The organism is Methylobacterium sp. J-118, from assembly GCF_057836565.1.
Genome location: NZ_JBYQFA010000001.1, coordinates 5130756 through 5154675 on the forward strand (window position 1 = coordinate 5130756; position 23920 = coordinate 5154675).

Here is a 23920-nt window from a genome sequence, read left to right on the forward strand (position 1 = left end):
AACGTGCTTTCTTGCGCCGAACCGGCATCCCCTTCGGCGGAACGCACGCTAGATGAGCAACGGGCCGCAGGGCCAGATCGGGAAGCGTGTCACGCCCATGGCCAGCCTCAGCGTCGCGATCGCATTCGGCGTTCGCCTGCTCCTCGTGCTGCTGTTCCTGCCGTTCAGCGCCCTCGACAAGATCCTGAACTTCAGGGGGGCGGTCGGGCAGGCGCGCGAGGCGGTGCACGCCACCGCGCCCGCCACGGCGCTGATCCTGGCCGGGCTCTGCGTCGAGATCGGGATGTCGCTGGGCATCCTGACCGGCACCGCCGACCGGGCCGCCGCCTTCGTGCTGGCCGGCTATTGCGGGGTCACGGCGCTGCTCTGGAAGCAGTTCTGGGTGCCGGGCGACTTCTGGTCCGGCGGCACGGGCCGGGGGCTGTTCTGGGATTTCCTGAAGAACGTGGCGCTGGCGGGCGGCTTCCTGCTCATCACCTTCGGCACCGGCGCCGGGACGGTCCAGGACTTCTTCGCCGACCCGCTCGCCTCGTCCCACCCCTACGCGGTCCAGGACCGGCCGTAGGGGCCGATCCTGGCTTCGAGCGATCCGGGGGACCTCCTGCGGGTGCAGGGCGCAGGCCCTGCGGAGTCCTGTGCCGGCGCCTCACCCCTTCGGGATCGTCGCGGTCATCGAGGGCCGGCCCTCGAACGCCGCGTACCAGGCGGCGGTGGCCGGGCGCCCCGCGCGCCAGGCGAGGTCGGGGAAGCGCAGGTCGAGGTAGCCGAGCGCGCAGGCCATCGCGACCGTGCCGATGTCGAGGGTCGGCATGCCGGCGACCAGGGCCTCGAACCGGTCGAGCGCCGCCGCGATCTTGCCGGTCTGGCCGGCCTCCCAGGACTCCCAGCGCTGCGCCTCCGGGCGCAGCACCCGCTCGTAGCGGGTCAGCAGCGCCGCATCGAGCAGGCCGTCGGCGAGCGCCTGCCGGACCAGGGCGTCCCAGCGCGCCGCACCCTCGGGGAACAGGCGCGGACCGGCCGAGAGGCCGTCGAGGTACTCGCAGATCACCCGGCTGTCGTAGAGGGCGGTCCCGTCCTCCAGAACCAGCGCGGGGATCTTGCCGAGCGGGTTGTGGGCGGCGACCTCCGCGGCGGAGCCGGTCGGGGACGCCGTGGCGGCCGTGACTTCGATCCGGTCGATCAGCCCGGTCTCGTGGGCGAGGACCAGCACCTTGCGGGCATAGGGGGAGGCGGGGGAGTAGAAGAGCTTCATCGGACCGTCCCGGTTGGTCGTGGCGCCGTCGCGGCACCCTGGGCGCGCCGCCGCCGGGACCTCGCACCGATGGGACGGCGAATCCAGTCCCCGCCGGACCGTCAGACCTTCCGGGTCATCCCGAAGCCGGCCCGCACCGCCCGGGCCCGGTTCCCGCGCGTCTGCCGGGCCCGGCTGCGCCACGCGAGGATGGCGGTCGCGGTCCGGTCCAGGAGCAGCATGCACAGGCTGCCGACGATCGCCAGCACGCAGGCAGCGCCGATCAGAACGCCCCAGATCCCGGGAGCCGGGATGACCATCAGGCACAGCAGGCCGAAGATGGCCGCGCCCGGTATCCACTTCGCCATCGCGCCGCCGCCTGAGACCGGTGGGATTTCGTCTTTAGGGATCCTGTGCCGAGGGACTTAAAATCAATTGCCAGGCGTTTGGATCTCGCAGAGATTTGTCACTTCGACCGGTATTTTCGTATTGATAGGTTTATGATCGGTAACACATCGCCACGGATAGCGGCCGGTCCGGGCCTGGATGTCCGGATGTCCGGAACGATGCGCTAATCGGCCGGCGGCAGGGTCCGGCCTTCGCTGACGAGGTGGTAGAACCGGCCGTCGAACATCTGCATCACCGCCTCGGTGGCGGCGTGGGATTCCGGGCGGATCGAGGAGGCCAGGCAGGCGTCGAGCGCCGCTTGGTCCAAAAAATCCATCTCCAGGATCATGGCGATCGGCCGCGCGTCGGGATCCTTGGAGACGAGACGCTGGACCCGCACCGCGATCACACCCGGGAAGCGCCGCCAGAACGGCTCCAGCTCCGCCCGCACCCGGCGGAAGAACGCCTCGTCCTGGCCGTCGCGCACCGTGCCCTCGTAGATCGCGGTCCTGGTGAGCATCGGGCGTCTCCTGAGGGATCCTCCGTCAACGGCCGGCGGCCGGGATCGCTCCCGGCCGGTGACAGCACGCACCCGCTGTCCGCCGAACGGGCAGGATGCGGGGAAACCGGGCTTCTCCCGCGCGGCCGAATCGGCGTATCGAGGGATCAGCCCATCGCGACGATGCGGGAGAGACCGGGATCGCCCCACAGAGGGGGACCCGGCGCCGACGGAGCAACCGCCCCGGAAACTCTCAGGCACCGGAACCGTGTCGTCAGGGCGATCTGGAGAGCGGTGCAGCGGGGAAGCCCGTGGGCACCCGCCGAAGGGGACGTTCGCGTGGAGCCTTGCCAGGGCCGCGCGGATCAAGCTCTCAGGCATCGGGACAGATGGGGCGCGAAAACCGGCCGACCGCGTGAGGGCGGCCTTCCCGCGTCCAGACGTTCCGGAGTTCCCGACCCATGACCCATATCGCCGTGATCGGCGCCGGCATCACCGGCGTGACGACCGCCTACGCGCTCACCCAGCGCGGCTACCGCGTCACCGTCCTCGACCGGCAGCGCTACGCCGCCATGGAGACCTCCTTCGCCAATGGCGGCCAGCTCTCGGCCTGCAACGCCGAGGTCTGGAACAAGCTCTCCACCGTGCTCCACGGCGTCCAGTGGATGCTGCGCCGCGACGCGCCGCTGCTGATGAACCCCACCCCCTCCTGGCACAAGCTGTCCTGGATGGCGGAGTTCATGCGGGAGATCGCCCATTACCGGGAGAACACCGTCGAGACCGTGCGGCTGGCGCTGAAGGCGCGGGCGGCCCTGTTCGCCATGGCGGAGGCGGAGGGCATCGATTTCGACCTGAAGACCCGCGGCATCCTGCATTTCTACCGGGACCGGGCGAGCTTCGAGAAGGCGCATGCCGTCAACGCCCTGTTGCGGGAGGGCGGGCTCGAGCGCCACGCCGTGACCCCCGAGGAGATCCGCACCCTCGAGCCGACCCTCGCCGGGACCTATCACGGCGGCTTCTTCACGCCCTCGGACGCCACCGGCGACATCCACAAGTTCACCCGCGGCCTCGCCGCCGCCTGCGCCCGCAAGGGTGTCCGCTTCATCCAGGATGCCACCGTCGAGACGATCGCGCCGGGGGAGGGGGGCTACGCCGTCGGCTGGCGGCAGGCGGGCCAGCAGGCCGACCATCCGGCCGGCGCCCAGCAGGTCCTGCACGTCGACGCCGTGGTGATCTGCGCGGGCTGCGCCAGCCGGCACTTCGCCGCGATGCTCGGGGACCGGGTCAACGTCTATCCGGTGAAGGGCTACTCGATCACCGTGAACCTGATGACGCCGGAGGCGCAGCGGGCGGCCCCCGAGGTGAGCATCCTCGACGAGGCGGCCAAGATCGTCACCAGCCGCCTCGGCGACGCGCGCCTGCGGGTCGCCGGCACGGCCGAGTTCAACGGCTTCAACCGCGACATCCGCCACGACCGGATCCAGCCGCTGGTTGATTGGACCCGGGAGCAGTTCCCGCTGGTCGACACCGACCGGGTGGTGGCCTGGAGCGGCCTGCGCCCGATGCTGCCGAACATGCTGCCCAAGGTCGGCCGGGGCCGCCTGCCGGGGGTCTTCTACAACACCGGGCACGGCCATCTCGGCTGGACGCTGTCCGGCGCCACCGCCGAGATCGTCGCCGGGGCGCTCGCCGCCGCGCACGCCCCGGAGGGGACCAGCCTGCCGCTCGCGGCCTGACCACCGCGCCGGCGCGGCGACCGGCGAAAACGATCCCGGTCCGGGGCCGGCCATACGGGGCCGGACCGGGATGAAACGCGCCGTCCTTTCGGGGGGACGGACGGCGCGTTTCCCCAGATTATTTTGTATTCTATCATCGAGACGCCCCGGAACCCGAGCCGCGATGCCCGCGCCCCCCGCCTATCTCGATCCCGTCACCCGGGAGACCTACCCGATCGAGACGCCCCGCTGGCGGGCGGATTCGGGCGGCCCGCTGATGATCACCGACCTACCGGGGATCGGCCGGGACGCGATCGACACGGGGGTGCGGTCCCTCTGGCGCTACGCCGCCGCGCTGCCGGTGGCGGTGGCCGACCCGGTCACGCTCGGGGAGGGCTGCACGCCGCTGGTGCGCCGGCCCTGGCGGGGCGGCCACGCCCATTTCAAGCTCGAATGGTTCGCCCCCTCGGGCAGCTTCAAGGATCGCGGCGCGTCCGTGATGCTGTCGATCCTGCGCCAGCAGGGGATCGACGCGGTGCTGGAGGATTCCTCGGGCAATGGCGGCGCCGCGGTGGCGACCTACGCGGCCGCCGCCGGGATGCGGGCCAGGATCCTGGTCCCGGCCTCGACCTCCCCGGCCAAGACCGTGCAGATGCGCGCCGTCGGCGCCGAGGTCGAGCTGGTCCCCGGCACCCGCCAGGACACCGCCGACGCCGCGATCCGGCAGTCCGACACGATCTTCTACGCCAGCCACAATTGGCAGGCCCATTTCCTCCAGGGCACCAAGACCCTCGCCTACGAGCTCTGGGAGGATCTGGGTTTCTCCGCGCCCGACAATGTCATCATCCCCTGCGGCGCGGGCAGCAACGTGCTCGGCTGCGACATCGGCTTCTCGGAGCTGCTGCGCCGGGGCGCGATCACCCGCCTGCCCCGCCTCTACGCGGTTCAGCCCGCCCATTGCGCGCCCCTGCACGCGGGGTTCACGGCCGGCGCCGCGGATTACGTGCCCGTCACCCCGCGCCCGACGCTGGCCGAGGGCGCATCGATCGCCCAGCCCGTCCGGGGCCGGGCGGTGCTGGCGGCCCTGCGCCGGTCCGGCGGCGGCACCGTGGCGGTCTCCGAGGCCGCGATCGAGGCGGCCCTGATGGCGCTCGCCCGCTCGGGCCTCTACGTCGAGCCGACCTGCGCGATGGCCGCGGCGGCGCTCACCGACCTCACCGCCGGCGGTGCGATCCGGCCCGGGGAGACCACCGTGGTGGTGCTGACCGGCACCGGCATCAAGGCGACGCCGCGCATCGCCGAGCTTCTGGGCCTCGCCCCCTGACGGGACCCGCCAATACAGATCCGGAGGAAACACCATGCGCAACAACATCCCCGCCAGCGTCGGAATGCCGGTCGAGGAGGTCGACACCCCCTGCCTGCTGGTCGATCTCGACGCCCTCGAGCGCAACATCGACACGCTCGGCCGCTTCATGACGGAGCACGGCCTGCGCCACCGGGCCCACGCCAAGACCCATAAATCCTCCGACATCGCGGTGATGCAGATCGAGCGGGGCGGCGCCTGCGGCATCTGCTGCCAGAAGGTCAGCGAGGCCGAGGCTCTGGTGAGCGCCGGCATCCGCGACGTGCTGGTCTCCAACCAAGTGACCGCGCCGAGGAAGATCGAGCGCTTGGCGGCCCTGGCCAAGCGGGCGCGGGTGCTGGTCTGCGTCGACGATTCCGGCAATGTCGACGCCCTCTCGGCGGCGGCCGTGACGTACGGCGTCACCCTCGAATGCCTCGTGGAGATCGATGTCGGCGCCGGCCGCTGCGGGGTCGCCCCGGGCGCGCCCGCTTTGGCGATCGCCAAGAAGATCGCGGCGGCGCCGGGGCTGACCTTCGCGGGCCTGCAGGCCTATCAGGGCAAGGCCCAGCACGTGCGCGACTACGCCGAGCGCAGGGCCCTGATCCAGGCGGCGATCGACGACACGAAGCGCACCGTCGACCTGCTGACGGCGGAGGGTCTCGCCTGCGCCATCGTGGCGGGGGCCGGGACCGGCAGCTTCGCCCTGGAGGGCGGCAGCGGCGTCTACAACGAGCTGCAATGCGGCTCCTACGTCTTCATGGACGCGGATTACCAGCGGGTGAAGGACGCCGAGGGCCGGCCGATCGCGGATTTCGAGAACAGCCTGTTCATCTACACGGCGATCATGAGCAAGGCGAAGGCGGATGTCGCGATCTGCGATGCCGGCCTGAAGGCGCAGAGCATCGACAGCGGCCTGCCGAAGGTCTTCGGCCGGGACGACGTCGAATACATCAAGTGCTCGGACGAGCACGGGGTGCTCAGCGATCCCGGCAACGTCCTCAAGCTCAACGAGCGCCTGAAGCTGATCCCCGGCCATTGCGACCCGACGGTCAACGTCTACGACTGGTACGTGGGCGTGCGGAACGGCCGGGTCGAGGCGATCTGGCCGGTCACCGCCCGCGGCATGACGTTGTAGATGGGTTTCCAAAGGGCCTTCGGCCCTTTGGCGGGGTATCGGGGCGGCGCCCCGATACCGGGCGAAGCCCGGCGGCAGGGCTCTGCCCTGCACCCGCAAAAGGTCTCGACCTTTTGAAACCTTAACTTTGGAGGTCTTCACGTCATGCGCTTCATCTCGGAGGACGAATCGGCGGCGCTGGTCGATCACGCCATGGCGTTCGAGGCGGCCCGGGAGGCGCTGGTCGCCGCGGTGGCGCCGGGCACCACCCTGTTCCCGGCGGTGCTCGGGCACGGCTCGGAGCCGGCCAACCGGTTCTCGATCAAGTCGGGCTCGACCGCCGGTTACGCGGGCCTGAAGGTCGGCTCGTTCTGGCCCGGCAACCCGGACCGGGGCCTGCCCCGGCACAATTCGGTGATCCTGCTGTTCGACCAGGCGGTCGGCCGCATCGACACGGTGATCGAGGCGGGCCGGGTCAACGCCTACCGCACCGCCGCCGCCGACGCGGTGGCGGCCAGCGTCCTCGCCCGTCCGGATTCCACGGTGCTCGCCGTGTTCGGGGCCGGAAACCAGGCGGCGTTCGAGTGCGCGGCGCTCGCCCGGGTGCTGCCGATCCGCCAGGTCCTGGTCGTGGCCCGGGACACGGCCAAGGTCGCGGGCTTCGCCGAGCGCTTGGCGGGGCAGGGGGGATCCGGGATCGCGGTGCGGGCCGCCGCCGCCCGGGAGGCCTGCGCGGCCGCCGACGTGATCGTCACGGCGACGCCGGCGCGCGCCCCGCTGTTCGAGGACGCGTGGGTCCGCCCCGGCACGCATGTCGCCGCCATGGGGGCGGACGCGACGGGCAAGCAGGAGCTGCCCCCCGCCCTGCTGGAGCGGGCGCAGCTGTTCTGCGACCTGCCGGAGCAGGCGCGCACCCTCGGCGAGTTCCAGCACGCCTCCGCGCGCGCCCTGGCGGCCCTGCGGGCGATCGGCGACGTGCTCCGGGCCGGGGAGGGGGGCCGGACCGATCCGGAGGCGATCACGGTGTTCGACTCCTCCGGCATCGCCCTGCAGGACCTGACCATCGCCCGGGCGATCCTGGCCAAATGGGCGTCCAGAGGGCATGACCCCTCCGGCGGGTGATCGGGGCGCAAGCCCCGCACCCGCAAACGGTCGGGGCCCCTTTGAAACCGGGATTGCGCATGCAGGACAGGCAGATCCGGGTCATCGGGATCGGCACCGGCGATCCCGAGCACCTGACCCTCCAGGCGGTGCGGGCGCTCTCCGACATCGACGTCGTGTTCGTGCTCGACAAGCGCGCCGAGACCGCCGACCTCGTGGCGATCCGCAAACGGATCTGCGCGGCCCATATCCGGAAAGCCCATCGGGTCGTCACCGTGGAGGACCCGCCCCGGGAGCGCCGGCCGGCCGATTACGGGAGCACCGTCGAGGCCTGGCACGCGGCCCGGGCCGCGCGGCTGGAGGCGGCCTTCGCGGCGGAGCTCGGGGCCGGGCAGATCGGGGCGATCCTGGTCTGGGGGGACCCGGCCCTCTACGACAGCATCCTGCGGATCCTCGACCGGATCGCCGCCCACGGACGCGTGGCCTTCGCCCGCACGGTGATCCCCGGCCTGTCCAGCGTGCAGGTGCTCGCCGCCCGCCACGGGGTGCCGCTGAACGGCATCGGCGGCGCGGTGCTGATCACCACCGGCCGGCGCCTCGCGGCCGGCTGGCCCGACGGCGCCGACAGCGTCGTGGTGATGCTCGACGGCGATCCGAGTTTCGCCCATCTCGATCCGGACCTGGCGATCCACTGGGGCGCCTATCTCGGCGGCCCGGACGAGATCCTGATCGCCGGCCGGCTGGGCAGCGTGGGCGACGAGATCCGCCGGATCCGGGCGGAGGCCCGCATCCGGCACGGCTGGATCATGGATATCTACCTGCTGCGCCGTGACCGCGCCGCCGCGGACAGCGGGGACGCGGCCCGCTGATCGGAACCGGAGACGACGCACGACGCGGCGCCCCTGGTCAGCCCCTGGTCAGTCGGGGATCGCGAAGCCGATCGACAGGCACAGGGCCGCCACCGCCGTCAGGGCCATTGCGGCCTGCCGGACCTGATGCCAGCGCGCGTTGCGCGCACGTTCCTCGGAACTGGCGCCCAGCTGCAATTCGTCGTCGAACCCCCTCACGAAGGAGTCGAAGTTCGGGAAGGCCCGGCGCGCGAGCCAGATCCACACGCCGACGGCGACGAGGCTGAAGGCCCAGCCCCCGTAGGTAAACGCATCGTCCAGCATCCGGCGCGTGCCTCTGAGCCTACGCCCCCCTCGCCACCCGTTCTACGGAAGGTTGAGGAGTTTGCCTAGGCGGGACAGCGGCGTCCGCGGCCGGTTTGGTGTTTCCGAACGTGTCCGGCGCAACGCCCCGGAACCCCGTCGCGCCGCTCCGCGACGTTTCAGGCCCGGCCCAGGGCGTAGAGGGTGATGGCGGCGGCGTTCGAGACGTTGAGGCTGCGGATCGCCCCCGAGAACGGGATCCGGGCCAGGACGTCGCAGCAGCCCCGGGTGCGCTCGCGCAGGCCCTTGCCCTCGGCGCCCAGCACGATCACCAGCGGCCGGGCCACCGTCAGCGCGTCGAGGCTCTCCGGCGCGTCGGAATCGAGCCCGACCCGCGTGAACCCCCGCTCGCCCAGGGCGATCAGCGCCTCGGCGAGGTTCCGGACGGTCACGAACGGCACGTGCTCCAGCCCGCCGGAGGCGGATTTCGCCAGGACCCCGGTGGCGCCCGGCGCGTGGCGCGCGGTGGTGAGGATCCCCGACACCCCGAAGGCCGCGGCGGTGCGCACGATGGCCCCGACATTGTGCGGGTCGGTGATCTGGTCGAGGGCCAGCAGCAGGGCGTCGGCCGGCAGGTCGTCGAGCCCGGGGGCGGGCAGGGGCTCCGCCTCGAGATAGAGGCCCTGGTGGACCGCGTCCGGGCCGAGCAGCCGGCCGATCTCGCTCGGGCGGACCAGTTCCGGGGTGATCCGCAGGGCGCCGCCGAACTCCGCCTCCAGCCGCGCGGCCGCGTTCTCGGTGGCGAGCAGCCGATGCAGGCCGCGGGCCGTGTTGCCGAGCGCCTGGACCACGGGATGCCAGCCGTAGAGCACCGCAGGTCCGTCGTCGTCGAGGTCCCGCCGCGGTCCCTTCGTGAAGGACCGGTTCCCGGGCCGGGTGCCCGGCCCCCGGGGTCCGGACGGACGGGGGCGGGGCGGCCGGCCTTCGGGGGCACGGCCGTCGGTGCGGCGGTCCGTCATCGGAACGCGATCGGGGAGGGGGGCATCGGCTCGGCCTTTCTGAAGGCCCTCTCGGGCGCTCCCGAGAAACCGGGCGGCGCGCTCCGCGTCAAGGCGCCCGTCGGCGACCGGGTCGGGAGCGGGGATGCGGTCGTGCCGTGGTCCCGGGCGGATCCGGAATGTGGACAAGACCGGCATATTCCCTTGAAACCATGTGCAGACGTGCCCGTCCAGAGGTGCGTTCGTCAGAACGAACGAGCTCCGACGCACTAGGAAGATTATCTGTAAGAATCTCTCAGAGAGTCAGTTCAGCAAGCTATATGGGGTTCGAAATTCGTGAGCTGCGCCAGGGCATTGAGCCTGTTTCTCGTATCCGACTCTGCGCGGTCGCGCATCGAACTCTGCGCCCGGACGTATCGGAGTCTGCGCCGGTGCGGCACGGCGGCGTATCGGAGTCTGCGCGGCGGCGTATCCGATTCGGCGCGGATTCGAGCCGGGCGCGGTGGATAGCGGGGACGGAATGCGCACCCCCGGCCGTATCGAACTCTGCGCCGGATGCGGCGACCGATCCGGGCCGTATGCAAGTCTGCGCACTCGGCTGTCCGCGGCCCGGGGAAACGGGGCGGGAAGCGGGGATTATCGGGACAAGCCGGACCGCCCCCGGACTTCGGCGGCCGAATCGTGGCATGGCAGGATCGGGCCGCCCTCCCGTCTGCCGGGAAGGCGCGCGTCCGTGCGATTCGGGCCGAGGGGCGATGGGCATCGAGGAGAAGATCGCCGACATCCACGATCCGGACCTGCGGGCCGAGGTCGAGGCGGCGCGCGGCGGCTTCCTGTTCGCGCAGATCGTCGAGCACGTCCTGCATCGCCAGCGCGAGCGCGACGCACAGGCCGCCCTCCTGGGGGAGGCGGAACTCCGCCGCGCCGCCCTCTCGCGCGACCAGCGCCGCCGCGACGCCGTGCGGCTCGTGATCGAGAGCGAGCCGGCGCTGCCGTCGAGCCTCCAGCACATCCACTCGGTGCTGGCCCTGTGCGGCCTGCCCTACCGCGACCCCGGGCCGGTCCGCGAGTTCTCGCGGACCTACGGGCGCAACTCGCTCAGCCTGATCGCCGGACGGATCAAGGACCCCGAGACCGGCGCCTTCACGCCCCAGGGGCTGCCCTACGGGCCGAAGGCCCGGCTGGTGCTGCTCCACCTCTGCACCGAGGCGGTACGCCAGCGCAGCCCCACCGTGAAGGTCGCCGAGACCCTGTCGGGCTTCATGCGCGAGATGGGCTTCGCGGTCACGGGCGGCGAGCGCGGCACCATCCGCCAGTTCAAGGAGCAGCTGAACCGCCTGGCCGCCTGCTCCATGCAGATCGGCCTCTGGGACGGGCGCGACAGCGCCACCACCCTCAACGTCCCGCCGTTCCGCAGCCTGGAACTGTGGCGCCCCCGCGCCGGCGAGGGCGACGACACCGCGGGGCGCACCGTGCGCTTCGATCCGGAATTCTACGAGACCCTGATCCGGCACGCCCTGCCGGTCGACGTCCGGGCCGCCCGCGCCTTCTCGGGCTCGGCGCGCAAGCTCGACCTCCTGTTCTGGACCGGCTACCGGCTGCGGTCCCTGCAGCGGCCGCTGCGGCTGACCTGGTCCAACCTCCACGCGCAGTTCGGCGCCGAGAACGCCTCGATCCGCAGCTTCCGGCAGGCGTTCAAGGCGGATCTCGCCCATCTGCGCGAGGTTTTCCCCCGCCTGCCGATGATGCTGGACGACGGCGGCCTGACCCTGCACCCGGCCGATCCGAGCGCGCTGCTGGTTCCGCCCCGGCCGGCGGCCAAGGGAATACGGGCGCGGCGCTGAGCGACCGGCCCGGCCGGCGGGCGGCGATCCCTGACACGCGCGGCAGACCGCGCTCGATCCGTGAGCCGGCCGGGCACCGGACAAGCACGATGGAATATTCTATCTGACCGGCCGGCCTGGTAGGAATATTTTGGAGGGCTCGCACGGAAGATAGCGACCTCTGTTCCCTAGGGAGGGAAAGCGTGTATGTTCCCTCCGACGAGAGGGAATGGCCGATGGGATTGTCCGACGCCGAGATCGCGATGCGGCTCGAAGCCTTGCGCCGGCAGCGCGAGGCGCTCGATCGGGACATCGCGGACCTCATCCTGTACCGCGACCTCGGCCGCCGCCTGGGGGCAGGGGCCGCGACCCGCGACCGGACGCCCGAACCGGGTGCCGGCCCCGCCGACGGTCCGGCGCCCGAGCCGGACGCGGTCCCGCTCCCCGCACCGCCAATCGCGGGGCGCGCGTCCGGCGGCGGATCCTCCGGGACCGCGGAGACGCGCGGGGCGGTCCCGCCGGCCGTGGCCTTCACGGAGGATGCGGCCGGTGCCCGGCGCTACGGGCGGGCCCTGGTCCAGGCCGCCTGCACGGCGATCGCGCAGGCGGGCCGGCCGCTGCACGCAGCCGAGATCCTGGAACGCCTCCTGGGCCAGGGCTTCACCCTGCCGGGCCGGGATCCCGTGGCGGCCCTCAACACCCGCCTGTGGAAGCGGTCCGGCCCGGGCGGACCTTTGCGCCGCGTCGGCGAGGCCACCTATGCGCTGGCAACCCCGGATTCGACGCCCGCGTGACCCTGCGCGGACGGGTCACGAACGCGTGACGGATCGCCGGCCGCGGGGCCGGGTCCCCCATATTGGGGTCGCGCGGCGGGCGAGCCGGATCGTACCGTCGCCGCGGCAGGGCGATCCGCCGTCTCGAAGGCGGCGGCATAAGCCGCGCCGGAGATGGGCCGTTCGGGCCGGGGAGGGGACCATGGGCGGGATCGACCGGGATCGGAGCCCCGGAGGCGGGTGGTGATGCCGGCCCTCGTGAGCCCGGCGGCGCAGGCCTGCGCCTTCGTGCTCGGTTGCGCGGTGATCCATGCCGCCCGGGCGCACGCGGAACTCCTCACGCGCCTGCTCGTCGCCGCGGCGATCGGCGCGGCCGTGCTGGTGCTGCTCGTCGCCTCCCTCGCCTACGCGCCGGGGGCCGACGAGACCTTCGACGAGGTTTCGGTCTACGCGGCCTCGTGAGCCCCGCGCCGGACCGGCCGGCTCAGTTGATCAGGCAGAAGCCGGCGCCGGTGCCGACCCGGCGATCCTGGGCGCACCAGGGCCGGGCGGGCCCGGACTTCAGGTCGGCGAGCGCCTGTTTCCCACCCGGATCGCCGCGTGCCGCGCGGGCCCCGAGGGGGGACTGGCCGGCCCTGGCGCCGACCGGCACGGCCGGGCCGGCGTCGGGGCGGTCGGTATCGGCTCCCCGTTCAGGCGCAACGAGGCTCGGCTGCATCAGATCGGGGGGCGCCAGGGTTGCGAGCCCCGGCATGTCCTGCGCGGCGGCGGCGCCGCACAGGATCAGACAGGCGGCGGGCGCCGCGAGGAACCTGAGCATCGACGAAGCTCCTGCCGAGAATGACCCTGTCGGCCAGGCCTGCGCAGCAGGACCGACCGGCGGGGCGACCCTAGGCGGCGGCGCGTTAAGAGCGTGCCAAGATTTAGGATTAACCAAGTCCCAAGTTCGTATATCGGTCTGGTCTATGAAAACGATCGGACCCTGCCGGATGTGCGGCCGATCGATACGTTCGATTCCCCGGGCGCGACGGCCTATCCCGACCGCCGGGGGCGGCATCGTCCGGGGCGATGCGGGAGCCGCTGACGGAGCGACCGGGCGCGCGTGCCGCGCGGTCCCCGAAGTGACCCCCGATCCGGCTGAGCGGTGGTGACCGGCCACCGCACCGACCCGGGGCTCTGCCCCGAGACCCCGCCAAAGGGATGATCCCGTTGAAATCCACGGGATCGGGTCGACAGGCGATCCTGCGCGGCAACGGGCGCGATCACAGTCCATCATCCTGATCCCGACCTTCAGGACGATGCCCTCAAGCCACGATCTCACCGTGGCCCCATCCCGGGCGACCACCGCCAAGGCCGGCAGGCGACCGGAGCGGCGTCCGACCTGCGGGGAGGGGACCCAACCGGCCCTGCCCCCGATCGACGGCGCGGTCCGATCCGTCCGGCCACGGGGCTGCCTCCGACTCCGAGGCGGACGATCTCCGACACCGTCGTCCCGGCGGAGCGGCGGCCCGGCTTCGGTCCGGTGACGCCGGAACCGCCGACAGACCGCAAGACGACACCCCGGCTGCTCTCGGCCGATGCCCATCCGGAATTCGCATAAGATATATTATGGAACTAGACACATCGATGCGGCGGGGTGAGGGGGCCTGGATCGCCGTGCGGTGGCGGTTCGGCAAAAATCCAGCCGACGGAAATCCAGCCTTCGGGAACGCTGCAGCGGACGGGGCGGCGTGCTCCGCCGGACTCGCCGAGGCTGCGCTGAATCTGCACCGGGCCGGCCGGGCGAGGGCGGTCCCAGTCCCCTCCCCGCGCGGATGTCACGCGTCGTACCCGGGCCGGCGCCGCACAGCGCCGAGAATCCGCCCGTCCGGCGCCCGGCACTCGATCTGCTCCGACAGCCGGCCGGGCCGGATCCGGATCGCCGCCGGCCGGGTCAGGCAGGCGGCGCGGTCTAGGAACCCGGCTGCGGTCATCGGCGCGTCCCGGCCGCCGCCGAGGCCGCGCCACCAGTGCACCGCCTTCTCGCGCTCGTAGCCGCTCCGCTCGGGTCGCAGGCGCACGTGCCAATCGGCCTCCGCGGCGCCGTCCCGCCAGCCGATCACGAGGTCGAGTCCGTCCGGCGCGGCCTGCAGGCTCAGCCCCGTGACCGGATGCCAGGCGGGCTCCGGCACGGGGGCAGGGCCGCCCGGTCCGATGCCGTGCGCGCCGAGATCGGTCGAGAGGATCGGCAGCGCGTCGTCGGCCGCCGCGTCGTGCGGGGGCAGGGCCTCCGCCTCCGGCTCGGTCCAGCAGGCCTCGCAGGTCGAGGCGTTGAGGGCGATCAGGGCACCGCAGCCGGGGCAGGGCTTGGCGCGCAGGCCCCCTGCCCCGCCGCGCAGCTGGCCCTGGACCTCGGCGGCGCTCCGGACGGTGACGGCATCCACCGGGCCGTGCATCCGCACCAGCCCGGCATAGTCGAGGATCAGCGCGTCGGCCTTGTCCGGCGCGCAGCGCAGCGCCCGGCCGACCTGCTGCACGTAGAGCCCGGTGCTGCGGGTCGGGCGCAGGAGCGCCACGAGATCGACCTCGGGAACGTTGAAACCGGTGCCGAGCACCCCCACCGAGGTCAGGCAGCGGATCCGTCCGGCCCGGAACCCCGCCACGATCCGGTCGCGCTCCCGGCGGGGCGTCTCGCCCGAGACGGTCTCGCAGGCATAGCCCTCCGCCCGCACGGCGTCGCGCACGGAATCGGCATGGGCGAGGCCGGCGCAGAAGGCGAGCCACGCCCGCCGCCCCCGGCCATAATCCACCAGTTCCGCGACCGCGGCCCGGGTGATCCCGTCGCGGTTGACCGCCGCTTCCAGCTCCCCCGGGATGTAGTCGCCCCCGCGCCGTCCGACCCCGGAGACGTCGAGCTGGGTCAGCGTCGCCTTGGACACGAGGGGCGCCAGAAACCCCCGCCGGATCAGGTCGAACGTGTCGGCCTCGTAGGCGATCCCGGAGAACAGGCGGCCCGCGCCTTCGTCGAGGCGGCCGGAATCGAGGCGGTAGGGGGTCGCGGTGAAGCCCGCCACCCGCATGCTGGGGGTCGCCGCCCGCAGGCCCGCCAGGAACCGGCCGTAGCGGGTGTCGGCGGCGCGGGGGATCAGGTGGGCCTCGTCGACGATCACGAGGTCGCGCGGACCCACCGCGTCGAGCCGGTCGGCCACCGACTGGATGCCGCAGACCAGCACCTGCGCCCCGGCCTCCCGCCGCCGGAGCCCGGCGGAGAAGATCCCGGCCGGCGCCTCCGGCCAGTAGCGGGTCAGTTCGGAAAAGTTCTGGGCGACGAGCTCGCGGCTATGGGTGACGATCGCCACCCGGGCGCGGGGGTTTTCGGCGAGCGTTTCCCGGGCGAGGGCGGCGATGACCAGGGCCTTGCCGGCCCCGGTGGGCAGCACGACCAGGTGGCCGGGCGCCGCCGCGTCGCCCCCTCCCCGCCCCCAGGCGGCCGAGAGCGCGTCGAGGCTGGCGCGCTGATAGTCCCGCAGGCGCAGCATGGCGGCGGTCTGGAGCATCGTCCCGAAGGATGGTCACCGGGTTTCGGAGAAAGACGATGCGATGTCAAAGGCCGACGGCCTCGACCCGGTTCCGATCTCGGGGCCGGGGCCGGGGACCTGCGCGGCGATCGCCCCCGCGGTGGTGAGCCAGATCCGGTCCCGGTGGGCCGCGATGTGGGCCAGCGCCGCCCGGAGCGGCCGCAGCCGGTGGGGCTGCCCGACGATGTAGGGGTGGAGCGCGATCCCCATCACCAGGGGGGCCGTGGCGGATTGCTCCAGCATCTCGTCGAAGGCGTCGACGAGCGCGTCGGCGAACTGGCGGCCCGTCTCCTTGCGGGCGACGATCGCCGGGATGTCGTTGAGTTCCTGCGGGTAGGGCACGGCGAGGATCCGGCCGCCGCCGCGGGTCGCCATCCAGGTCGGCTGGTCGTCGTGGCACCAGTCGAGCAGGTAGCGGTAGCCGGCCTCGGCGAGCAGGTCGGGCGTGACCCGCGACTGGGAGATCCACGGGCCGAGCCAGCCCGCGGGCGCCCGCCCCTCCTGCCGGGTCAGGATCGCGGTGGCCTCCGCGATCAGGGCGCGCTCCTCCGCCTCCGGCAGCGTCCCCTGGCGCTCGGCATTGGTGCGGCCGTGGCCGACGATCTCGTCGCCCCGCGCCCGGAAGGCCTCGATCAGGCCGGGGCAGTCCCGGTAGAGCCGACTGTTGACCAGGACGCTCGCCGGCAGGGCCAGGGCCTCGAGGGTATCGCGCAGCCGCCACGCCCCGATCCGGTTGCCCCAGTCGCGCCAGCCGTAGTTCAGCACGTCGGGCTGCGGGCCACCCGGGGCGAGTTCGGCCCCGAGCCCCGCCCCGAAATCGAAGGTCTCGAGATTGAGCCCGACATAGACCGCGAGCCGCCGCCCGCCGGGCCAGTCGTAGACCGGCCGGTCGGGAAGGGCGCTGTAGGCGTAACGGCCGTGCCGGGGATCATCCATCGCGGGGTCCGGGGTTCGGATCAGATCCCCGCGAGATAGGGCGGCGTATCGGCGAAAATCATGGTTTCGAAAGGTCGAGACCTTTCGCGGGTGCAGGGCAGCGCCCTGCGGTACGGCTCTTCCACCCCCTCGCGAGGGCGTGGAAGAGCCGTTCGTCGGGGTTTCACCCCGACACCCCACCAAAGGGCACGCCCTTTGGGATCCCCTGATTTCAGGTCCGGCAGGTCGCGATCAGGCGGCGCACGAAGCCCGCGCAGGCGTCGAGCTCGGCCCGGGTCACGTACTCGTCGGCCCGGTGGGCGCGGGCGATGGAGCCGGGGCCGATCACCACGGCGGGCACGCCGCCGAGCCGCTCGAACAGGCCGCCCTCCGTCCCGTACGAGACCTTGGAATGGCCGTTGCGGCCGGCGAGCCCCTTGGCCAGGGTCACGATCGGCGCCTCCGGGTCGGTGTCGAGGCCCGGATAGTCGATCAGCGGCTCGACTTCGACGTCGCAGGCCGGATCCACGGCCCGCATCAGCGGCGCCAGCGTGTCGGTGGCGTAGGCGATCGCCGAAGCCGCCAGGGCCCCGGCATCGTCCGCGCCGATCGCCCGGTACTCGAAGCTGACGCTGCAGGTGTCGGGCACGATGTTGAGCGCCGCGCCGCCCTGGACCACGCTCGACAGGCCGGTGGTGTGGGGGACGTCGTAGAGGCCGTCGCGGGCGCCGTCCCGGGCGAGCGCCTCCGCGGACAGCCGGACATGCTCGATGAACCGGGCGGCGTATTCCACCGCGTTGACGCCCTGGGGCGCCAGGGCCGAGTGGCTGGCCTTGCCCCGGAAGGTGAGGCGGGCGGCCGCCTTGCCCTTGTGGCCGACCACCACCTCCATCCCGGTGGGCTCGCCCACGAAGCAGCCGAGCGGGCGCGGGACCCGCTCCAGCATCCGGGCGATCAGCGGGCGCACCCCGAGGCAGCCGACCTCCTCGTCGTACGAGATCGCGAGGTGGAGCGGGGTGGCGAGGTCCGCCGCCGCCATCTCGGGCAGGAGCGCGAGGCAGACCGCAAGGAAGCCCTTCATGTCGGAGGTGCCCCGCCCGTAGAGCCGGCCGCCCGCCTCCCGCAGGGTGAACGGGTCCGACGACCAGGGCTGGCCCGCCACCGGCACCACGTCGCTGTGGCCGGAGAGCACGTAGCCGGGGCGGCTCGCGAACGGGCCGAGGCTGACGAGCAGCGCCGCCTTCCGGCCGGTCTCGTCCGGCACCCGTTCCACCGCGGCGCCGTGGCGGCGGCAATAGGCCTCCGCCCAGTCGATCAGCGGCCGGTTCGAGCGGTCGCTCACCGTGTCGAAGCCGACGAGGGTTGCCAGCAGCGACACCGGGTCGGGGGCCTCGGCGGCGCGCGGGGCGGCGTTCTGTCCGGGCTCTGTCATGGACCGCGCGAATCATCAGGAAGGACTGGCCGGGACTGTACGGGGTTTTCGGCCGTCGGGGGATCCCGGAACCGGAGGACCGCCCGCCGCGTAGCTGCCGGTGCAGGCCCCTCCCGTCGAGCCCGAGACCCATGCGCCCCCCGCCCAAGGCGATCTTCCCGGCCCTGATCCTCCCCCTCCTCCTGCTGACCCTGGCCCGCGCCGAGGCCCGGCCGCAGCCGGGGCGGCATCCACGGCCGGCCTCCGAGATGGACCGGACGCTCGCCCGGATGGCCGACCGCGACCGGCTGCGGGACTGGCGGGCCTGGCAGGAGCCGCGGCCGTTCGCCCGGATCTTCGCCCCGGCCACGCGCGAGCGGGTCGCGGCGCCGCCCTTCACGGGCTGGGGCTACGGCGGGACGATCCCGGGGGCCTGGCCGGGTTACTGACCCGCCTCGACCCGATCCCGGCATCCTGCCATGGTGCGGGTGATGGGGATGCCGGAGACAACCCACGATGGTTCTGGACTTCCGCCTGGACGATCCGACCCCCGCCGATCCGCGCCGCCACTGGACCGCCCTCGATCCGGAGGCGCGGGACGCCTGCTACGACAACACCCGCGCGGTGGCCGACAGCGCCCGGCAGATCGCGGCCCGGGACGCCGCCTCGGCTGCCTACCGGGCCGCGCATCCGGGGCATCTCGACCGGCCCTACGGCCCGGGCGCCCGCAACGCCCTCGACCTCTATCCGGCCCGGGACGGCACCGCGCCCTGCCTGGTCTTCCTCCACGGCGGCTACTGGCAGCGGGGCGCCCGGGAGCTGTTCGCCTGCTTCGCGGAAGGACCGAACGCCGCCGGCTGGTCCGTGGCGATGGTCGGCTACACCCTCGCCCCGGAGGCGCGCCTCACTCAGATCGCGGCCGAGATCGGCACGGCCCTCGACTGGCTCGCCGCGCAGGGGCCCGCCCACGGGATCCGCGGCCCCCTGGTGCTGTCGGGCTGGTCGGCGGGGGCGCTGCTCACCGCGGTGCAGCTCGGCCACCCGGCCGTGGCGGCGGGGCTCGCCATCTCGGGTGTCTACGATCTCGCGCCGATCCGCCAGACCGGTCTCGACGCCAAGCTCGGCCTCAGCGACGCGGAGGTCGAGACCCTCTCGCCCCTGCGCCTGCCGGCGGTGGGCAAGCCCCTGTGCATCGCCTACGGCACCGGCGAACTGCCGGCTCTGATCCACGATGCCCGCAACCTGCATGCCCTGCGGGCGGCCGCCCACGCCCCCGGGCCGCTGCTGCCGGTGCCCGGAGCCGAGCACTTCTCGGTCCTCGACGCCCTGCGCCGGCCGGACGGGATCCTGGTCCGGGCGGCCCACGCCCTGCTGGTGGGCTGAAGGATCCGGGGCGGCCGGGTCATATTTGCAACTCAGGATGGAGATTTCGCATCCCCCTGAGGCGCCGCACCCTTGTTGCGCCCACCGGTGCGTGCTCAGACGGTGGGACGACGGCTTGAAGTCGAGAAGGCTTGGTCGACGGAGACGGGCCGGATCCGCGGGAGATCGGATGCAAGCGGTCGCGCGATCGAAATCCCCTTCTGCAGCCCCTTCTGCGACCGCGTCTACGGCCGGGCCGGCCGATCCCCCGGGCCGGACCGATCCACGCCGCGGGTTTCCGGTGCCGCGGCTGCGCGTGGTCCTGGCGCTGGGCTTCGGCACTCTCGGCTTCCTGGCCACCCTGGCACTCGCCGCCCTGGTGAGCCGCGAGGCGAGCCGCCGCCTCGAGGCGGAGGTCGGCGGCCAGCTCGCCGAGATCGCCGGCCAGATGGCCCGCAGCCTCGATCTCGGCATGTTCGAGCGCTGGCGCGACATCCAGATCGCCGCGGCCTCGGACAGCCTGCGCGATCCCGGCATCGGGCCGGCCGCCAAGCGCGCCCTGATGGAACGCATGCAGGCGACCTATCCGGCCTACGCGATCATCGGGCTGATCGATGCGGACGGGCGCGTCGCGGTGACCAGCACCGGGGCCCTGGAGGGGACGGACGTCTCCGGCCGGTCCTATTTCCGCCGCGGCCGCGAGACCCCGTTCGTGGAGGACGTGCACCCGGCCAAGCTCCTGCAGGCGGTCTTGGCCCCGGGCCATGCGGCCCGTGAACCCGGTTCCGTCCATGAACCCGGTCCTGCCCATGAACCCCGCCCCGTCCATGAACCCCTGCGCCTCCTCGACGTCGCGGCCCCGGTCCGGGCCGCGGACGGGCGCGTCGTCGGCGTGCTCGCCGCCCATCTCGACTGGACCTGGGCGCGCGACATGGCGCGCACCCTCGAAGGCTCGCTCCGGGGTCGCCGCGAGGGGGCCGAGATCCTGATCCTGGCCCGCGACGGCACCGTGCTCCTCGGGCCCCCCGCCCTGCTGGGCGGCCCCCTGCCCCGGGACGCGCTGGCGGGCGGGCGGGTCCTCGACCCGCAGGGCACGAGCCGGGTCGGTCCCTGGCCCGATGGCACCGCCTATCTCAGCGCGCGCGCCGCGACGGCGGGCTACCGCGACTATCCCGGCCTCGGCTGGCAGGTGGTGGTGCGCCAGACCGCCGACCGGGCCCTGGCGGCGGCGGCGGCCCTGCGCGGGGACATCCTGGCGGCGGGCAGCGCGGTGGCGCTCGCGGCGGCGCTGCTCGCGTGGCTGCTCGCCGGCCTGATCGCCCGCCCCCTGCGGGACTTGGCGGCCGCGGCCGGGGCGCTGGGCCGCGACCGACCCCTGCCGCCGCTCCCCCGCTCCCTCGTGTGCGAGGGCGAAATGATCGCCGACGCCCTGGGCGCGGCGGCCGACGAGCTCGCCCGGCGCGCGGAGGCCCACCGGCTGCTGATCGACGAGCTCAATCACCGGGTGAAGAACACCCTGGCCACCGTGCAGTCGATGGCGGCCCAGAGCCTGCGCAATCTCGGCGGCGGGGCCGCGGCCGGGCGCGACGCCTTCGAGGCGCGGCTCCTCGCCCTGTCGCGCGCCCACGACATCCTGACCCGGGAGAGCTGGGCGAGCGCGGATCTGCGCAGCGTGGCCGACCAGGCCGTCCGTCCCTTCCTGGGGGAGATTTTTCCCGCGGAGGCCGCCTCCGGCGGGGCACCGCCCGGCGGGGCGTCGCCCCGCCTGTCCCTGGAGGGCCCCGACCTGCGGCTGCCGCCCGAAGGGGCGCTCGCGCTCACGATGATCCTGCACGAATTGTGCACCAACGCGGTCAAGCACGGCGCCCTGTCGGTCCCGGGGGGCCGGGTGGCGCTGGCCTGGACGCTGGAGACCGGTCCGGGCGCCCGGACCCTGCGGCTGAGCTGGCGCGAGCGCGGCGGTCCCCCGGTCGTGCCCCCGGCCCGGACGGGATTCGGCACGCGCCTCCTGGAGCGGGGCCTGGCGGGTCGAAACTCGGCCCGTCTCGCCTACGAGGCCGACGGCTTCGTCTACGTGGCGGCGGTCCCCCTGCCGGTGGCCCGCGCGGAGGCCGTGGCACCGCCGCCGGGCCTGCGGGCCAGGCAATCCCGCTCCTGATCTCGTTCCTGATCCCGCTCCTGGCCCCACCGCGGAACGCGACCCGCGCTCTCATGGCCCCGGACCCGGGAGGCGCTCGGCGGCGCGGGACGATCGATCCGCGGCGCGCGTCCGCTGGCCGAACCCGTCAAACCCGCGCGGGCGCGCCGAGAGGCGTGCGCGCACCGGGTCAATCCGAGGCGGAGGATCGGGAAGCTCCGCCTGGTCCCGTGTCGGGACGCACATCCGACCGTCCCGGCGGCGCCTATGCCCATGGTCGCTCCGACGGCCCGGGCACGCGCCCGACGTCGGCGGATGACCGTGCGGGACGACGCGATCGGGCCGGGCTCCGTCCCGGGCGGCCGCATCCCCCGCTCCCCCCGACCCCCCACCGTCAGGGATCCCGTCATGAACAGCCTCATCCAGGGCATCGCCAGCTTCCAGGGCACCGTCTTCCCCGGCCAGCGCGCGATGTACGAGCAGCTCGTGCGCGACGGGCAGCACCCGAGCGCGCTGGTCATCGCCTGCGCGGATTCCCGCGTCTCCCCCGAGCACATCACCCAGGGGCCGGGTGATCTGTTCGTCTGCCGCAACGCCGGCAACATCGTGCCCCCGGCCTCCGATGTGATCGGCGGCGTCTCCTCGGCGATCGAGTACGCCGTGGTGGCGCTCCAGGTGCGCGACATCGTGGTCTGCGGCCATTCCGATTGCGGCGCGATGCATGGGCTGATGAACCGGAATCTCCTGGCGCGGATGCCCAGCGTCGCGGCCTGGCTGCGCCACGCCGAGGCCGCCGAGCGGATCGTCTGCGAGGCCTATCCCGAGGACATGGACGCGAAGGCCCGCCACCACGCCCTGGCCCTCGAGAACGTGGTGGTGCAGCTCGCCAACCTGCGCACCCATCCGAGCGTCGCGGCCGCGCTGGCCAAGGGGAGCCTGCGCCTGCACGGCTGGTTCTTCGAGATCGAGACCGGCGCGCTCCTGGCCTATGACGGCGCGGGCGGGCGCTTCCGGCCGATCGCCGGGTCCGACATGCCCGTGGCCCAGGATTCCGGCGCGCGCCGCCGCCTGCGGGCGGCCTGAGCGGGCCCGGCGCAGGGGAGCCCGAGAAGGCCCCTGCCCTCACGCCGTCAGCGGCACCTCCAGCCGGAAGCAGGCCCCCCGCGCCCGCGGCGGCGTCGTGAGGCTGCCGCCGAGCTGGCCGGTCAGGCTTCCGACGACCCGCATGCCGAGGCTCTTCGAGGCGCGCCCGATCGCGAAGCCCGGGGGCAGCCCGACCCCGTCGTCGGCGACCTCGACCACGAGGCCCTCGGGCCTGGCCTCGGCCCGGACCCGGATCTCGCCGCCCTCCGGGTGCGTCCCGGGCGGGTAGGCGTATTTGAGCGCGTTGGTGACGAGTTCGTTGACCAGGAGCCCGATCGGGATCGCCCGGTCGGCCGAGATCCGGTGCGGGGCGGCCGTGCAGACGAGCCGCTGGCCCGGCTTGCCGCTGGCGAGATTGGCCACGAGCTTCTCCAGGAACGGTGCCAGATCCAGCTCGCCCGGAACCCCCTCCCCTCCGCCTTGCCCTTCGGCCTCATCGCCTTGCCGCCAGAGCTGGTCGTGGACCCCCGCGATCGCCTCGACGCGGCTGCGCGCGTCCGACAGGGCCGCCCGCACGGCCGGCTCGGCCTCGGCGGCGCGGGCCTGGAGGGCGAGCAGGCTCGCCACGATGGCGAGGCTGTTCTTGACCCGGTGGCTCATCTCGCGGGCCAGGAGATCCTGGCGGGCGAGCGCGGCGCGCAGCAGGCTCTCCGTGCGCTGGCGCTCGATGGCGCCGCCGAGCAGGTTGGCGAAGCCCTGCATGAAGGCGATGTCGGCCTCCTCGAACATGCCCTCGCGGGTGTCGTCCACCTCCAGCACCCCGAAGGCGCCGTCCCGGTTCTCGATCAGCACGTTGATCGCCCGGCGGATGCCGTGGTCGGCCATGAGCTGGGGCGTGCGGAACCGGGTCTCCGCGGCGAGGTGGTTCGAGATCACCGGCCGGCCGGTCTTGAGGGCGAAGCCCGCCGGGGAGGCGAGGTCGGCCCCGACCCGGGCCCGACCGATCACCTCGGGGCCCCAGCCGACGCCCGCCCGTACCAGCAGCGAGTCGGCGCCGCGCCGGTATTCCAGGGCCTTGCAGAACTCGGCGCCCATGCCTTCCGCGCACAGCGCCGCGGCCCGCTGCAGCAGGTGGTCGACGTCGGTGCCCCGCAGGGCCTCGACGCCGAATTCCGACAGGATCGCCTGCTGGCGCAGGCGATAGTCGAGATCGGGACGCACAAGCCCCTGCGGCGCGCTGGGGCTGGCTTCCACTTCGGTCAGGTCGGTCTGTGCGGTCATGGAGGGCGGCAGATTAGCAGGAAGACAGTCCCGGTGC

23 protein-coding genes and 2 riboswitches are annotated in these 23920 nt (G+C 73.2%); of the genes, 13 read left to right on the top strand and 10 right to left on the bottom strand.

Annotated elements, in window-relative coordinates:
• Positions 1–97 precede the first annotated feature (97 nt).
• Positions 98–565, top strand: coding sequence for a DoxX family membrane protein (locus tag AC3IF3_RS25085; protein WP_313900856.1), 468 nt, complete (start codon positions 98–100; stop codon positions 563–565).
• A gap of 81 nt (positions 566–646) precedes the next feature.
• On the opposite strand, the gene AC3IF3_RS25090 is transcribed toward AC3IF3_RS25085, so the two are convergent.
• From AC3IF3_RS25090 to AC3IF3_RS25100, 3 genes are all read right to left on the bottom strand, one after another.
• Positions 647–1252: a glutathione S-transferase gene (locus tag AC3IF3_RS25090; RefSeq protein WP_489230701.1), complete on the bottom strand. Its 606-nt coding sequence runs from the start codon at positions 1250–1252 to the stop codon at positions 647–649.
• A gap of 101 nt (positions 1253–1353) precedes the next feature.
• Positions 1354–1599 carry a hypothetical protein gene (locus AC3IF3_RS25095; protein WP_243968801.1) on the bottom strand — a complete coding sequence of 82 codons (246 nt, stop codon included), beginning with the start codon at positions 1597–1599 and terminating at the stop codon, positions 1354–1356.
• Between the two features lie 203 nt (positions 1600–1802).
• Positions 1803–2138 carry a hypothetical protein gene (locus AC3IF3_RS25100; protein ID WP_489230703.1) on the bottom strand — a complete coding sequence of 112 codons (336 nt, stop codon included), beginning with the start codon at positions 2136–2138 and terminating at the stop codon, positions 1803–1805.
• Positions 2139–2293: 155 nt separating this feature from the next.
• Positions 2294–2396, top strand: a riboswitch (glycine riboswitch).
• A gap of 3 nt (positions 2397–2399) precedes the next feature.
• Positions 2400–2508, top strand: a riboswitch (glycine riboswitch).
• Between the two features lie 70 nt (positions 2509–2578).
• On the opposite strand from AC3IF3_RS25100, the gene AC3IF3_RS25105 reads away from it, so the two are divergent.
• From AC3IF3_RS25105 to cobF, 5 genes are all read left to right on the top strand, one after another.
• Positions 2579–3853, top strand: a complete 1275-nt coding sequence (locus tag AC3IF3_RS25105; protein WP_489218720.1) for a D-amino acid dehydrogenase — start codon at positions 2579–2581, stop codon at positions 3851–3853.
• Positions 3854–4016: 163 nt separating this feature from the next.
• Positions 4017–5156: a threonine synthase gene (locus AC3IF3_RS25110; protein ID WP_489218721.1), complete on the top strand. Its 1140-nt coding sequence runs from the start codon at positions 4017–4019 to the stop codon at positions 5154–5156.
• 34 nt (positions 5157–5190) lie between these two features.
• Positions 5191–6312 carry a DSD1 family PLP-dependent enzyme gene (locus AC3IF3_RS25115; protein WP_489230705.1) on the top strand — a complete coding sequence of 374 codons (1122 nt, stop codon included), beginning with the start codon at positions 5191–5193 and terminating at the stop codon, positions 6310–6312.
• Positions 6313–6456: 144 nt separating this feature from the next.
• Positions 6457–7413 carry an ornithine cyclodeaminase family protein gene (locus tag AC3IF3_RS25120; RefSeq protein ID WP_489230706.1) on the top strand — a complete coding sequence of 319 codons (957 nt, stop codon included), beginning with the start codon at positions 6457–6459 and terminating at the stop codon, positions 7411–7413.
• 59 nt (positions 7414–7472) lie between these two features.
• On the top strand, positions 7473–8261 hold the full coding sequence (gene cobF, locus AC3IF3_RS25125) for a precorrin-6A synthase (deacetylating) (RefSeq protein ID WP_489230707.1): 789 nt from the start codon (positions 7473–7475) through the stop codon (positions 8259–8261).
• Positions 8262–8309: 48 nt separating this feature from the next.
• On the opposite strand, the gene AC3IF3_RS25130 is transcribed toward cobF, so the two are convergent.
• Positions 8310–8564 carry a hypothetical protein gene (locus AC3IF3_RS25130; protein ID WP_489230708.1) on the bottom strand — a complete coding sequence of 85 codons (255 nt, stop codon included), beginning with the start codon at positions 8562–8564 and terminating at the stop codon, positions 8310–8312.
• Between the two features lie 158 nt (positions 8565–8722).
• Positions 8723–9562: a TrmH family RNA methyltransferase gene (locus AC3IF3_RS25135; protein ID WP_489230709.1), complete on the bottom strand. Its 840-nt coding sequence runs from the start codon at positions 9560–9562 to the stop codon at positions 8723–8725.
• Between the two features lie 734 nt (positions 9563–10296).
• Between AC3IF3_RS25135 and AC3IF3_RS25140 the strand changes: the two genes are divergently transcribed.
• The 3 genes from AC3IF3_RS25140 to AC3IF3_RS25150 all read left to right on the top strand — a co-directional run bounded on the left by AC3IF3_RS25140 (position 10297) and on the right by AC3IF3_RS25150 (position 12599).
• Positions 10297–11385, top strand: coding sequence for a replication protein RepA (locus tag AC3IF3_RS25140; RefSeq protein WP_243968818.1), 1089 nt, complete (start codon positions 10297–10299; stop codon positions 11383–11385).
• A gap of 215 nt (positions 11386–11600) precedes the next feature.
• Positions 11601–12158 carry a hypothetical protein gene (locus AC3IF3_RS25145; protein WP_489231366.1) on the top strand — a complete coding sequence of 186 codons (558 nt, stop codon included), beginning with the start codon at positions 11601–11603 and terminating at the stop codon, positions 12156–12158.
• A gap of 225 nt (positions 12159–12383) precedes the next feature.
• Positions 12384–12599, top strand: coding sequence for a hypothetical protein (locus AC3IF3_RS25150; RefSeq protein WP_489230711.1), 216 nt, complete (start codon positions 12384–12386; stop codon positions 12597–12599).
• A gap of 22 nt (positions 12600–12621) precedes the next feature.
• Here AC3IF3_RS25150 and AC3IF3_RS25155 read toward each other — a convergent pair whose 3' ends face one another.
• The 4 genes from AC3IF3_RS25155 to argE form a co-directional block, all read right to left on the bottom strand.
• Entirely contained in the window at positions 12622–12957 is a 336-nt protein-coding gene (locus AC3IF3_RS25155; protein WP_489230712.1) for a hypothetical protein, read from the bottom strand.
• A 997-nt stretch (positions 12958–13954) separates the two neighbouring features.
• On the bottom strand, positions 13955–15655 hold the full coding sequence (locus tag AC3IF3_RS25160) for a DEAD/DEAH box helicase (RefSeq protein WP_489231367.1): 1701 nt from the start codon (positions 15653–15655) through the stop codon (positions 13955–13957).
• A 33-nt stretch (positions 15656–15688) separates the two neighbouring features.
• The gene (locus tag AC3IF3_RS25165; RefSeq protein ID WP_489230714.1) at positions 15689–16630 is read right to left on the bottom strand and encodes a polysaccharide deacetylase family protein; all 942 of its coding nucleotides are present in this window, start codon (positions 16628–16630) and stop codon (positions 15689–15691) included.
• Between the two features lie 211 nt (positions 16631–16841).
• Positions 16842–18041 carry an acetylornithine deacetylase gene (gene argE / locus AC3IF3_RS25170; RefSeq protein ID WP_489230715.1) on the bottom strand — a complete coding sequence of 400 codons (1200 nt, stop codon included), beginning with the start codon at positions 18039–18041 and terminating at the stop codon, positions 16842–16844.
• Positions 18042–18172: 131 nt separating this feature from the next.
• Here argE and AC3IF3_RS25175 point away from each other — a divergent pair, with 131 nt between their 5' ends.
• The 4 genes from AC3IF3_RS25175 (at position 18173) to AC3IF3_RS25190 (ending at position 22602) form a co-directional block, all read left to right on the top strand.
• Complete coding sequence (locus AC3IF3_RS25175) at positions 18173–18469, top strand: hypothetical protein (RefSeq protein WP_243968830.1); 297 nt, start codon at positions 18173–18175, stop codon at positions 18467–18469.
• 67 nt (positions 18470–18536) lie between these two features.
• Positions 18537–19403, top strand: a complete 867-nt coding sequence (locus AC3IF3_RS25180; RefSeq protein WP_243968832.1) for an alpha/beta hydrolase — start codon at positions 18537–18539, stop codon at positions 19401–19403.
• Positions 19404–19572: 169 nt separating this feature from the next.
• Positions 19573–21540, top strand: a complete 1968-nt coding sequence (locus tag AC3IF3_RS25185) for a sensor histidine kinase (RefSeq protein WP_489230716.1) — start codon at positions 19573–19575, stop codon at positions 21538–21540.
• A 387-nt stretch (positions 21541–21927) separates the two neighbouring features.
• A complete protein-coding gene (locus AC3IF3_RS25190) occupies positions 21928–22602 on the top strand; it encodes a carbonic anhydrase (protein WP_489230717.1) in 675 nt (224 codons plus the stop codon).
• A 39-nt stretch (positions 22603–22641) separates the two neighbouring features.
• Here AC3IF3_RS25190 and AC3IF3_RS25195 read toward each other — a convergent pair whose 3' ends face one another.
• Positions 22642–23883: a sensor histidine kinase gene (locus AC3IF3_RS25195; RefSeq protein ID WP_489230718.1), complete on the bottom strand. Its 1242-nt coding sequence runs from the start codon at positions 23881–23883 to the stop codon at positions 22642–22644.
• Positions 23884–23920: the final 37 nt, after the last annotated feature.